This window comes from Leifsonia psychrotolerans (assembly GCF_013410665.1).
GTDB lineage: Bacteria > Actinomycetota > Actinomycetes > Actinomycetales > Microbacteriaceae > Cryobacterium > Cryobacterium psychrotolerans_A.
In genome coordinates, this window is sequence record NZ_JACCFM010000001.1 from 2,241,119 (window position 1) to 2,253,413 (window position 12,295).

General features: G+C 67.0%; 8 protein-coding genes and 1 riboswitch. Of the genes, 6 read left to right on the forward strand and 2 right to left on the reverse strand.

Annotated features, from left to right (window positions below; translation table 11 throughout):
* The first annotated feature begins 46 nt into the window (after window positions 1-46).
* Window positions 47-179, forward strand: a riboswitch (FMN riboswitch).
* An 86-nt stretch (window positions 180-265) separates the two neighbouring features.
* The 4 genes from ribD to ribH are packed head-to-tail and all read left to right on the forward strand — an operon-like array spanning window position 266 to window position 3,879.
* Window positions 266-1,369 carry a bifunctional diaminohydroxyphosphoribosylaminopyrimidine deaminase/5-amino-6-(5-phosphoribosylamino)uracil reductase RibD gene (gene ribD, locus HNR05_RS10390; RefSeq protein ID WP_179578942.1) on the forward strand — a complete coding sequence of 368 codons (1,104 nt, stop codon included), beginning with the start codon at window positions 266-268 and terminating at the stop codon, window positions 1,367-1,369.
* 1 nt (window position 1,370) lies between these two features.
* A complete protein-coding gene (locus HNR05_RS10395) occupies window positions 1,371-2,090 on the forward strand; it encodes a riboflavin synthase (protein ID WP_179578943.1) in 720 nt (239 codons plus the stop codon).
* On the forward strand, window positions 2,087-3,412 hold the full coding sequence (gene ribA, locus HNR05_RS10400) for a GTP cyclohydrolase II (RefSeq protein WP_179578944.1): 1,326 nt from the start codon (window positions 2,087-2,089) through the stop codon (window positions 3,410-3,412). The genes HNR05_RS10395 and ribA overlap by 4 nt, the downstream gene beginning before the upstream one ends.
* Window positions 3,409-3,879 (forward strand): 6,7-dimethyl-8-ribityllumazine synthase, encoded by a 471-nt coding sequence (ribH, locus tag HNR05_RS10405; RefSeq protein ID WP_179578945.1) that lies wholly within the window; start codon window positions 3,409-3,411, stop codon window positions 3,877-3,879. The genes ribA and ribH overlap by 4 nt, the downstream gene beginning before the upstream one ends.
* 80 nt (window positions 3,880-3,959) lie before the next feature.
* On the opposite strand, the gene HNR05_RS10410 is transcribed toward ribH, so the two are convergent.
* The gene (locus tag HNR05_RS10410) at window positions 3,960-4,421 is read right to left on the reverse strand and encodes a DUF2269 family protein (protein ID WP_179578946.1); all 462 of its coding nucleotides are present in this window, start codon (window positions 4,419-4,421) and stop codon (window positions 3,960-3,962) included.
* A 215-nt stretch (window positions 4,422-4,636) separates the two neighbouring features.
* Between HNR05_RS10410 and HNR05_RS10415 the strand changes: the two genes are divergently transcribed.
* Both HNR05_RS10415 and HNR05_RS10420 read left to right on the forward strand, forming a co-directional pair.
* Window positions 4,637-6,007: an MFS transporter gene (locus HNR05_RS10415; protein ID WP_179578947.1), complete on the forward strand. Its 1,371-nt coding sequence runs from the start codon at window positions 4,637-4,639 to the stop codon at window positions 6,005-6,007.
* 178 nt (window positions 6,008-6,185) lie between these two features.
* Entirely contained in the window at window positions 6,186-8,168 is a 1,983-nt protein-coding gene (locus HNR05_RS10420) for an ABC transporter transmembrane domain-containing protein (RefSeq protein WP_179578948.1), read from the forward strand.
* A 36-nt stretch (window positions 8,169-8,204) separates the two neighbouring features.
* On the opposite strand, the gene HNR05_RS10425 is transcribed toward HNR05_RS10420, so the two are convergent.
* The gene (locus HNR05_RS10425) at window positions 8,205-12,227 is read right to left on the reverse strand and encodes an SCO7613 C-terminal domain-containing membrane protein (protein ID WP_179578949.1); all 4,023 of its coding nucleotides are present in this window, start codon (window positions 12,225-12,227) and stop codon (window positions 8,205-8,207) included.
* Window positions 12,228-12,295: the final 68 nt, after the last annotated feature.

A 12,295-nucleotide genomic window follows, 5' to 3' on the forward strand; every position in this document is an offset into this window, starting at 1 on the left:
GAATTATTCGTGCCGCCTCACCGTTGACCTAAGATCAGAAGTAAGAAACGTGCTCCGGGGTCGGTGAGAGTCCGAACCGGCGGTGAAAGTCCGCGAGCCGCTTCCCCCTTACCGGAGAAGTGGTTGAGCTGGTGAAATTCCAGCACCGACGGTTAAAGTCCGGATGGGAGGCGCACGAGTCGAATGGTTTTTATGACCGTTCGACTGGTTTCGTGTACTCGCGACGCCCCAACCCCGGAATTCGTGCACAACGAATGAGGATGGAATGGTCGGGCAGGCAGATTTCGCACGCAGTATGCGGCGCGCCCTCGAACTCGCGACGAACGGACCGGCCACGGGCGTGAATCCCCAGGTGGGCTGCGTCATCCTCGATGCCGCAGGAGCCACACTCGCGGAGGGCTGGCACCGCGGCGCCGGTACTCCGCACGCCGAGGTCGACGCCCTGGCGAAGGTGCCGAACGGCAAAGCCCCGGGCGCCACTGCCATCGTCACTCTCGAACCGTGCAATCACACCGGACGCACCGGCCCCTGCGCCCAAGCTCTCATCGACGCCGGAATCGCCCGCGTCGTCTATGCAATCGCTGACCCTGGCGGCGTATCCGCCGGCGGAGGCGAACGACTCCGACGCGCGGGAGTGGAGGTGCACGCGGGCCTTCTCGCCGCGGAGGCCGAGGCTCTTCTGTCCGATTGGCTCACCACCACGCACCGCGGGCGACCGTTCGTCACCCTCAAATGGGCGTCCAGCCTCGACGGGCGAGCCGCGGCATCCGACGGCACAAGCCAATGGATCACCGGACCCAATGCCCGAGCCGACGTGCACCGCCGACGCGCGGCCAGCGACGCGATTCTCGTCGGCACCGGCACGGTTTTGGCCGACGATCCCTCGCTCACGGCCCGCGACCCCGACGGCACACTGCTGCCGAGCCAGCCCGTTCCGGTCGTGATCGGCGCCCGCCCGATCCCGACGGATGCCGCGGTGCGAAGCCATCCGCACGAACCCCTCTTCGTCGATGGCACCGACCTGACCGCACTCGTGCGCGACCTCTGGGCGCGGGGATTTCGCCGCGTCTTCATCGAGGGCGGCCCGACGCTGGCCAGCGCATTCGTCGAGGCCGGGCTCGTCGATGAATACGTCATCTACCTCGCACCGACCCTGCTCGGCGGCCCCCGCGCCGCGCTTGTCGACATCGGTGTCGGCACCATCGTCGAGCAACGCCGCCTCACCCTCACCCGAGTCGAGCAGATCGGCACCGATCTTCTCGTCGTCGCCCACCCCGAGATCGCGCCGAATGCGACCCCCGGCACGCTGGACGCCAGCACGGACGAGACCCCTACCAACGCCAAGACCCCCGCACAGACAAGGAACTGACATGTTCACCGGAATCATCGAGGAACTCGGCCATATCGTGCGGGTCGACCGCTCAGCAGATGCGGCGCGCCTGACGATTCGTGGCCCGCTCGCCGTCAGGGGTGCCGCGCACGGTGACTCGATCTCGGTCAGCGGTGTGTGCCTCACCGTCGTCGCCCAGACCCCCGACAGCTTCACCGCCGACGTGATGGCTCAGACGCTGCAGATGTCGACCCTCTCGTCCGCCGAGGCCGGACTGGCCGTCAATCTCGAACGCGCGGCGCTGGTCGGCGACCGACTGGGCGGGCACATCGTGCAGGGCCACATCGACGGCACGAGCCAGCTACTCTCAGTGCTGCCGGGCGACGCCTGGCGTGTGCTGCGATTCAGCCTCACCGCTGCAATGGCCCCACTCGTCGTCGACAAGGGGTCGATCGCGCTTGACGGCGTCTCACTCACGGTGAGCGCCGTCAGCGCGGCCACCGAGGACGAGCAGTGGTTCGAGGTCTCGCTGATCCCGGAAACGCTCGCCGCCACCACGCTGGGTGAACGCGTCGTCGGCGACGTCGTCAACGTCGAAACCGACATCCTGGCCCGCCACCTCGAACGGATGCTGGCGCTCGCCGCCGCAGGAAAGATTCCGTTCGCGGGTGCCCCGGCATCCGTTCCCCCGTCGTCGGTCGCCCCGACACCATCCGCCCCATTCGACACGTACGCACCAACCGCAGGGAGCGCATCATGAGCCTCGCCGACATTCCCACCGCACTTCTGGCCTTACGCCTCGGGAAGCCGATCATCGTTGCCGACGATGAGGGCCGCGAGAATGAGGGCGACGTGATTATCTCGGCCGAACTCGCCAGCCAGGAGTGGCTTGCCTGGATGGTGCGCTACACCTCGGGCTTCATCTGTGCTCCGATGACGAACGAGATTGCCGACGCGCTCGAGCTGCCGGTGATGGTGCCGAACAACGAAGACCCGCGTGGCACGAATTACACGGTCTCCGTCGATGCGGCGGACCGGTTGAGCACGGGAATCAGCGCGGCCGATCGCGCTCACACTCTGCGTGTGCTCGCCGACCCCGCCTCGACTCCGACGAGTCTGCACCGGCCCGGTCACATTCTGCCGCTACGCGCCGTGGACGGCGGCGTGCGTGAGCGTGACGGCCACACCGAAGCGGCGGTCGACCTGATGAAACTCGCGGGGTTGAGCCCGGTTGCAGCGATCTCGGAGATCGTGGCGGATGACGGCGAGATGATGCGGCTGCCCGGGCTTCTTCTGCTCGGCGAGCGTGAGGGCATCGCGGTGATCACGATCGCCGACCTGATCAGCTATCTGCAGGAGGCGCCCCGCGACTCTCCGATTCTGGCCGCAGCGCCTATCGTGGAAACACCGCGCGTCGACTTCGAGGTCGAGACGACGGTGCCGACTGCACACGGCGAGTTCAAGCTGCGTGCCTACCGCGACCGCATGACCGGAGCCGACCATGTGGCGATCGTCGCCGGCACTCCGATCGACGGAGCACTCGTGCGCGTGCATTCCGAGTGTTTGACCGGTGAGGCGTTCGGCTCGCTCAAATGTGAATGCGGCCCCCAGTTGCAGACGGCGCTCGACACGATCGACGCCGAGGGCGGCATCGTCGTCTACCTGCGCGGGCATGAAGGGCGCGGCATCGGCCTCATCAACAAGTTGCGCGCGTACAAGCTGCAGGAAGACGGATTCGACACTCTCGACGCCAACCTCGCCCTCGGCTTGCCCATCGACGCGCGCGACTTCAGCGCGGCCACGGCAATCCTTGGCGAGATGGGGATCTCGTCGATCCGCCTGCTCACCAACAACCCCGAGAAGGTGCGCCAGCTGACAGCTCACGGCATCACCGTCACCGAACGGGTGCCCCTCCTGGTGGGCGAGACCAGCTTCAACGCGTCCTACCTGGCCACCAAGCGCGACCGCATGGGGCACCACATCGCCGGCGTTGCCGGAACACCATCAACCGACCTCAACCTCGACCTCGACGCTGCTCGAGACGACATCGAGGCCGAGACTGTGAAAGGACACGCATCATGAGCGGAGCAGGCTCCCCCACCATCGCCGTCGACGGCACCGGACTGAACGTGGTGATCATCGCCGGCCAATGGCACGACGTGATCACCGACGGATTGATCGCCGGTGCCAGCCGGGTGCTCGAGAACTCGGGGGCAACCTGGTCACTTTTCCGAGTACCCGGCAGCTTCGAATTACCGGTGGCCAGCAAGGTCGCCCTTGAAAACGGGGCGGATGCCGTCGTCGCTCTCGGCGTGATCATTCGAGGTGGCACACCGCACTTCGAATACGTCTCGGCTGCTGCGACGGATGGCCTCACCCGAGTGGCACTGGACACCGGCAAGCCAGTCGGTTTCGGGGTACTCACCCTCGACGACGAGCAGCAGGGACTCGACCGGGCCGGGCTCCCCGGCTCGAAGGAAGACAAAGGCGAAGAGGCGGCGACCGCTGCGCTCCAGCTGGCCCGCGTGCTGGCGGAGCTGCGCGGATAGCCAGCTCTCGCGCCGTGTGCCGGCCATGAACGACGAAGGCGCCCCGGAAACCCGGGGCGCCTTCGTCGTAGAAACCGGAGTTACGGCTTCCAGACCATCAGAACGACGACAGCAATAAGCAGCAGAGTGGCGACTCCGCTGCCGGCCGCGATGGCAGGGTACCGAGCGGCTGCGGCCCCGCCAGAAGCACCCGCCGACGCATTCGCCGACGTTTCGAGGGCTTCCGCAGCCTTGCGCATGGTCGGAACGACGAGGAACAAACTCACGGCCAGCGCAATGACATAGAGGATGATCGACCAGAGAACCCAGGGGGTGGTCACCGACAGATTGTATTTCTCGTCGGCCATGCCGAGCACGCCGAAGCCGAAGACAACGACGAGCAGCGACAGCAGGCTGAAGAGGTTGGTGGACTTCGCCAGCGCGGCGACCTGGCTGCCGTTCCCAGCCCGGACGGCGCGCATGGCGCTCATCGGCAGAATGGCCATCGGCCCGACGATAAAGACGGCAGCGACAACGTGCAGGATGCTCATGACTGTTTCCATGGGGCCAGCATAGCTCTCGGCCCCCGCAGCCGCAGGGTGATACGGCCCCGCGTCATACCGGGCGAATTCGCATCGACGCGCGGGCAGGCATAGGGTACTAGAGGATGCCATAAGCCGCCACCCCCCAATCTGCCGAGCTCCCCCGCTGCATCCGGTGCCTGATCGACGCCAGCACGGGACGCCCCCTCACCTGTATTTCGGAGCATCGCACTTCTATGTCTGCACCCGCCACATCCCTCACCGGATCCGACACGGCCGCGCCGCGGAACCCGCGCAGTCGCGTCATCCTCGCCAGCCTCATCGGCACCACGATCGAGTTCTACGACTTCTATGTCTATGCCACCGCAGCGGTTCTCGTTTTTCCGCACCTCTTCTTTCCCTCCGGGAATGACACGACGGCACTGCTCGCCTCGTTCGCGGTGTTCGGCGCTGCCATGGTCGCTCGCCCCTTGGGCGCCGTGTTCTTCGGCCACCTTGGCGACCGGGTCGGCCGTAAAACCACGCTCGTCGCGGCTCTGCTCACCATGGGAATCGCAACATTCCTGATCGGTCTGCTGCCTACCTATGCCTTGATCGGCTGGTTTGCTCCGCTGCTTCTGGTGATTCTGCGTCTCGCGCAGGGCTTCGCGCTGGGCGGCGAATGGTCGGGCGCGGCACTCGTCGCAACCGAGAACGCACCGAAGGGCAAACGGGCCTGGTACGGAACGTTCCCGCAGATGGGTGCGCCGATCGGTTTCATCATTGCCAACGGACTCTTCCTGATCATTGCCGCGGTGCTGCCGTCGACCGACCCGTCGCGCCCATCGGATGCCTTCCTCGACTGGGGCTGGCGCATCCCGTTCCTGTTCAGCGCCGTCATGGTGATCGTCGGCCTGTGGGTGCGCTTGAAGCTCGTCGAGAGCGACGCGTTCTCGAAGGCAGTCAAGACCGGCACCGTCGTCAAGACCCCGTTGGTGGCCGTGTTCAGGTCGCACTGGCGCCAACTGATTCTCGGCACATTCTTCATGTTGGCCACCTATGTTCTCTTCTACCTGATGACCACGTTCTCGCTCAGCTACGGCCGAGCCCCGATCGCCCCGGGCGATTCTGCAGCGCTGCCCGGCCTCGGCTACAGCTACACCACCTTCGTGCTGATGTTGATCGCCGGCGTGGTCTTCTTCGGAATCTTCACGCTGCTCTCCGGCCCGTGGGCCGACAAGTTCGGTCGTCGCAAGACACTCATCTGGGTCACGCTCGGCATCATCGTCTTTGGTCTGCTCTGGGTGCCGTTGCTCGGCGCCGGTTTCGCAGGCGTCATGCTCTGGCTGGTCATCGGATTCAGCCTGATGGGAATGACGTTCGGTCCGATGGGCGCATTGCTGCCCGAACTGTTCCCGACCAATGTGAGATATACCGGTTCGGGAATCTCTTACAACGTGAGTTCGATTCTCGGTGCTGCCGTCGCGCCGTTCATTGCCGTCTGGCTCTGGGGACTCGGCGAGGGCAGCCCGTTCCTGGTCGGAATCTACCTGGCCGCAATGGGTCTGCTCACGCTGATCGCCCTGCTCCTGGGCAAGGAAACGAAGGATGTCGACATCGAGCTCTAACCGCTCGCATCGCACACCCTCCCGCGCCCTCCCGCACAATGCGCACCTTCTGGCAGTGCGCGCACGCTCTAGCGTGCGCGCACTGCCATAACCTGCGCACAGTGATCGTCCCGCGCTCAGCGGAGCACTCAGCGGAGCACTCAGCGGAGCACTCAGCGCCAGCGACTAGGCTCATTCGGTGAGCACCTCCACGAGCACCCCTGCGACGTCCCCCTCCACATCCGCTGCAGCCGCGGCATCCGTCGACACGCCACGCCCCGGCGGGCGATCCCGATTCGGCCGCCGCTCTGGCCCCGAAACCGGGCCGCGCGCAAAGTTCAGCCACCTCTTGCCGTACCTACTTGAGCACAAGAAGGTGCTCGCCTTCGTGACGGTACTGAGTGTGCTCGGCGCCGCAGCCAGCCTGGCCCAGCCGCTGCTCGTCAGCCAGGTCATCGACATCGTCCAAAAGGGCAACCCGCTCGGCTCGCTCGTCTGGGCGCTCATCGCCCTCGTCGTCATCTCCGGGTTGATCAGCGGCTACCAGCATTACCTGCTGCAACGCACCGGTGAGGGCGTCGTGCTTTCGAGCCGACGCAAACTCATCACTCGGATGCTGCATCTTCCGATCTCGGAGTTCGACACCCGGCGCACGGGCGATCTCGTCTCACGGGTCGGCTCGGATACGACGCTGCTGCGGGCGGTACTCACGCAGGGCCTCGTCGAGGCGATCGGCGGCACGCTCACCTTCGTTGGCGCGCTCATCGCGATGCTCGTCATCGACCCGGTGCTGCTCGGCTTGACCGTGCTCGTCATCGCCGTGTCGGCCGTGAGCGTCGTGTTGCTGTCGGCCCGCATCCGCACCGCAAGCCAGGCCGCACAAGCCAAGGTCGGCGATCTGGCCTCGAGCGTCGAACGGGCCATCAGCGCCGTGCGCACCGTGCGCGCCTCAAACGCCACCGTGCGTGAAATCGCTGCCGTCGAGAAGGAAGCCGAGGGTGCCTGGCGGATGGGCATCCAGGTCGCCAAGATTTCGGCGTTGGTCGTCCCGATCGCGGGCATCGCCATGCAGGTGTCGTTCCTCGTCGTGCTCGGCGTGGGCGGCTACCGCGTCGCGAGCGGCGCGATCAGCGTCGCAGACCTCGTCGCCTTCATCCTTTTCCTGTTCCTGATGATCATGCCGCTCGGCCAGGCATTCGGCGCCGTCACGTCGGTGAACTCGGCGCTCGGCGCGCTTGGCCGCATCGAAGAGATCATCGCGCTGCCGAGTGAAGACCAGTTCGATCGCGAGATCGCTCCGCTGGCCATCACCGTCGGGGCAGCGAATGAGCTGGTGAACCCGGATTCCGCAGCCATCGCATTCGACAACGTGCACTTCACCTATGCCTCAGCGGTGGCGCCGGTCGATGCCGAAACCGAAGTGACCGGGCGCGCCGGTTCGTCGGCCGGCGCCGACCCCGCATCCGATCTGGAATCCGTCTCAACCGCCGAATCGGCGCGCCAGCCGGTGCTGCGCGGGGTCTCATTCAGTGCCCCGCGTGGGCTGCGCACCGCCCTGGTCGGCCCGTCGGGCGCGGGCAAGAGCACGATCCTGGCACTGATCGAGCGGTTCTACGACCCCAAAGCCGGCACCGTCAGCCTTGGCGGCATCGACATTCGCGGCCTCGACCGCACCGCCCTGCGCTCGCAGATCGGCTATGTCGAGCAGGATGCCCCGGTGCTGGCCGGCTCATTGCGCGACAACCTCACGCTCGCAACCCCCGACGCAACCGACGACGAGTGCATCGCCGTCTTGCACGCGGTCAACCTCACCGAGGTGCTCGAGCGCGACCCCGCCGGACTCGACGCAGCTGTCGGCGAGGACGGCGTCATGCTCTCGGGCGGCGAACGCCAGCGCCTCGCGATCGGTCGGGCGCTGCTGGCGGCCCCGCCGATTCTGCTTCTTGACGAGTCGACGTCGAGCCTCGACGGTGTAAACGAGCAGAAGATGCGCGCCGCGATCGACGCCGTCGCCAAAGATCGCACGCTGATTGTGATCGCACACCGGCTCTCGACTGTTGTTGATTCCGATCAGATCGTGGTGCTCGAGCATGGCCAGGTCGTGGGAACGGGAACGCACTCCGAGCTCGTGGTGTCGACCCCCCTCTACCGCGACCTGGCCAAGCACCAGCTGCTCGTCTAACTCTGTTCGACGCGCTCGATCATCGGAGTGTTGTCGCTATCCCAGGTCGCGCATGCGCGCCGTGAATCCACCGTCGACGCCGGTGCCCTTGCGCTCCGAGGTGATGGCGATCACGAGCAGAACCGCTCCGACGGCTGCGAGCGTGATCCACCAGAGCAACGGGTTGATGGTCTGACCGATCTGCACGGTGAACACCACGATCACCTCGATCGGCAACACGGCCAGCCCGAGCACGAAGGGTGCGGCGAGGCGCTTCACCGAACCAATCAGGATCGCCGCGAGGGCGAAACTCATCACAAGAATGGCCCGCCAGGTTTGCGGGTCGGTCCCCGTGGCGAGCACCGACGGAAGGAACGTCACGATGATGCCGGGTGCAAGCACCCGCCAGGATCCGACGAAGCCGTTGGGCCACGACGTCACCGTGGCGCGCGGCATCGCCTGACCATCGGGTGCCCCGTCGGCCACGCCACGCACCGGGCGCAGCGCAATGATTCCCGCGCCGAGCAGGGCGAGGCCGAGTGGCAGCGAAAAGGCCTCGACCCGCAGCTCGCGTGGGCTCCAACCCGCGACGGCCGTGCACCAAGCGAGGCCAAAGATGAACCAGACCGGAGGCAGCGACACGGCCCGACCGCGAGCGAGCGCCACGATGACGAGCATGAAGGTCAACAGCGCGAGGGTGAGCACCATCAACGTGCCGATTGAGAACGCATCGAAGCGGATGGCCGTGATCGGCCCGACCACCAGGAACGCTGTCGCTGCCGCATACCGCCAGCGCGAGGGTGCAGTCGACGTCGAATCTGTTTCCGGTGAGGCTGCGGCACGGCCCGCCCCTGCGCCCTCCGACACAGCGTCGTTTGACAGTGCGAGCCGAGCGGCCCCGCTGATCGCGGCGAGGCGCCGGGCGAACACAGCGCCGGACGCGGCAGCCAAGACCGCTGCAATGACACTGAATCCGAGCACCTGCAGCATGAGGATCGTGGGAGTGACGAAGGAGAGCGGGTCGACGGCCAGCCCCCAGCGCACGGCCTGCACCGCCCCCGCACCCGCGGCGATCGTTGCAACGACGAGGGTGGGCCGACGCAACACGCGGAGCGGCCGCAGCCGTGCCGAAGCCTGGGCTCTCATGACAAAAGCGCCCAGCAGCACGAGAATCACAGACGCGAAGATCAACCCGTACGTGCGCCAGGGGACGACCAACACGGATTGCCCGGTGCCGTCGAATTCGGAAGTCGTCCCGCTCAGCGCCAAGGCGAGGAGGCTGGGTATCACGGCGACGGCCAGGCCCGTGGCGAAGAGTGCGGTGGCGAACGAGCGCGAACTCTCTGCACCTCGTGCCACGATGAGCGCGCCGACGAGTACGGCTGTCAAGGCCGGCGGCAACACGTACGGCTCGAGCACATCGACGCCCTGCAGCGCCCACACACACCAGAGCGCTCCGGTCCAGCTGGCGGCCGCAGCCCACCAGGCGCGGCGCCGTCGAGTCGTGAATGCAGTGGCCGCCGCACCCGCTCCCAGAATGACGAGAACCAGGAATGTCGTCTGCAGGCCAGCCGCTGCACGCACCAGCGCGAGCAGGACGGCAAGCACGCCCGTGACAATGGCCGAGATCTCGATCCACAGCCGGGCGGCATCCGATTCTCGAGCGGGGATCCCGCGCCGCCGGAGCGCCGCCGCGATCAGACCGGCGGTCGGCGCCGTGCAGGCCACGATTGCGGCGACGATCGGCAGAACGATGGGCGACCCACTCGACTCGAACAGCCAGGCTCCGAGGCACACGACCACGACCGACAGCGCCGGTACCAGCAGCGCAGCGGAGGCCGCCCGCAGCAGCAGCGTCATGCCCGGGCGCCGCGTCACCATGAGCGTCACAGCGAGAGCGAAGGCGATGCCTGTGGAGAGCGCGGTCCAGCCACTGCGCACCATCAGAACGGCGGCGATGCCCAACAGGAACGGCACGGCCGTCACGATCAAAATCGCGTACCAGCTCCGCGGAGAGAGCCAGCGTGCGAGCGTCACGCCGAGGGCCACGACCAGGGCGAGCGTGGTCGTGAGGCAGAGCACCGCGATTCCCTCGACGTCGGCACGGGTGAGCGCCGTCGCGAACACGATGAGGGCATAGCCATAACCGATGCCCAGGTATAGCGGGTTCCAGCGCGCGGGCATGGCCAGCGCCACCACGCCGAGCACCAGCACGGTGGCGGCGCCCACCCCAACCATGGTGTGCTGCTGCAGCCAGCCGATCAGTGCCGCGAGTCCGAGCAGAAGGTGCGCGCCGATGATGAGCGGGCGACGCACCGCTGTTTCGGTGAGCGCCCCGACACCCACGGATGCCTCTGGGCGCCGGCCGGCCCACGAACGCGCCCCGACGAGCAGCAGACTGAGTCCAGCGGCGAGAGCGAGGCCGATCGCCGACTGAACACCACGCTCGAAGCCGCTCCAACCCGTGATTGTGAGCAGTGTGAGTACGCCCATCCAGAGGGCTTGACTGCGGGCTCCGCGGTCGATCGAGGCGGGTCGGGCCTTCTCGACCACATGCGGGAGAGGGCCCTGCGCGCCGCGATCGGCGAATCGGCCGGCGGCATCCGCCCGACGCAGCACCCAGGATTGTGCGCCCGAGGTGAGTGACACGGCCGCCACGCCAAGGATGACCGCGAGCCCGGCGTCACGCGGCAGCAGGTCGGAGCCGACACTCTCGATGTCGCCGAACACGGCGATCAGTCGAATCGGAGAGAGCTGCCAGAACAACAGTTGGACGGCAACAAAGACCGTCGGCACGGCGCTGAGCAGGGCGAGGGTGCGCGCACCCTGCTGCAGGCTGTCCCGGCGTGCCGCGACCGCAGGGCGCAGCGCCGACACCGCGACCAGCGCCATGCCGGTGGCCAGCGGCACGAGTGCGAGGTACCAGACTTCGTCGGTGAGACGCAGCGCAAACGGCAGCAGGCCGATCGCGGCGACGGCGAAGATGCCGGCCACGAAACTCCAGAAGCGTTTCAGGCCGTTCCAGCTGCCGATCGTCGCGACCGCCGACAGCGTGAGCAGAATGGTCGCCACTCCGAGGATGCGACCCGGCCCCAGGTCAGGCAGGCCGAACCACAGCAGCAGCAACTGAACCACGGCGACGACCACGGCGACAATCTGCAGCGTCGTCGCCGTCGTGCGCTCGGTTCTCAGCAGGGCTCCGAAGCCCGGCTCCAACGCCGCGAGCACACGGTGCAACACCAACACGACGATCGCGACGAAAAGGCTGCCGAGCACCGGCGCCCACTCGCCTCCGCCGGCTGCGCCCAGGAAACCGGGGGTGAGCGCGAAGCCCACCACTGCGGCCCACAGCCAGGTGCGGATGCGCCGGCGCGCCCCCAGCCCGAGGAACACGGCCGAACCCACGAACAATCCGAGAGCGGCGTAAACGAACACACTCACCCCGTCGGGAGCGGTTTGGCTGAAGGCCCACACGTCAAGCGCGGCGAAGACCGCGGCCAGAGCGCCCACGGCTTCGGCCGAGAACTGCAGACCACGGCGAGCGAAGAGCCAGGCTCCGGCGACGAACGCCACGGTGATCACGGCGATGATCGTAGTGCGCGTTGCGAAGCTCGTGAGCTCGGGGTTCAGGAAAGTGAAGACGAGAGCCGCCACCGCGAGCAACCCGGCGCCAGCCACGGCGAGCACAGACTGCACGCTGATCTGCGAACCTGAGGCGGCGGCGGCGACGGACTGGGCCTCAGCCGGAACCGGCACGTGCCGGTCGACGGTACTGACGGACGGCCCGGCGGGGAGTCGCACGGCAGCATTCGCGGCGGATGCCGACATAGCCGCACCGGTAACCGGCACAGCCGTGTGCGTGGCAGGCCACACCGTGGGAATACGACCCATGATCGTCTCGCGTCTCGCAAGTGCCTCGGCGGCCGCTGTCGACGCCGTGACCAGCTCGGCACCGATCGGCCCAGTGAGGTCGGCTCCGCACCGGGAGCACCACCCGGCAGCACCCAGTACGGCCTCACAGCGCGGGCAGTGCAGCCAATCGACGAGCTGCGCGGCGGCCTCGCTCCAATTTTTCCCCATGCGCGCAGTCTAGGGGCCGCCACTCGACTGCCTGAAATCACCGAGAGCCGTGGCCAACCGGGGCTGTC

Excerpts from the sequence above, each read along its gene's own strand:
- ribD (WP_179578942.1), top strand. The coding sequence starts at position 266 with ATGGTCGGGCAGGCAGATTTCGCACGCAGTATGCGGCGCGCCCTCGAA.
- ribA (WP_179578944.1), top strand. The coding sequence starts at position 2,087 with ATGAGCCTCGCCGACATTCCCACCGCACTTCTGGCCTTACGCCTCGGG.
- HNR05_RS10410 (WP_179578946.1), bottom strand. The coding sequence starts at position 4,421 with ATGGAAACAGTCATGAGCATCCTGCACGTTGTCGCTGCCGTCTTTATC.
- HNR05_RS10425 (WP_179578949.1), bottom strand. The coding sequence starts at position 12,227 with ATGGGGAAAAATTGGAGCGAGGCCGCCGCGCAGCTCGTCGATTGGCTG.
- ribH (WP_179578945.1), top strand. The coding sequence starts at position 3,409 with ATGAGCGGAGCAGGCTCCCCCACCATCGCCGTCGACGGCACCGGACTG.
- HNR05_RS10395 (WP_179578943.1), top strand. The coding sequence starts at position 1,371 with ATGTTCACCGGAATCATCGAGGAACTCGGCCATATCGTGCGGGTCGAC.
- HNR05_RS10415 (WP_179578947.1), top strand. The coding sequence starts at position 4,637 with ATGTCTGCACCCGCCACATCCCTCACCGGATCCGACACGGCCGCGCCG.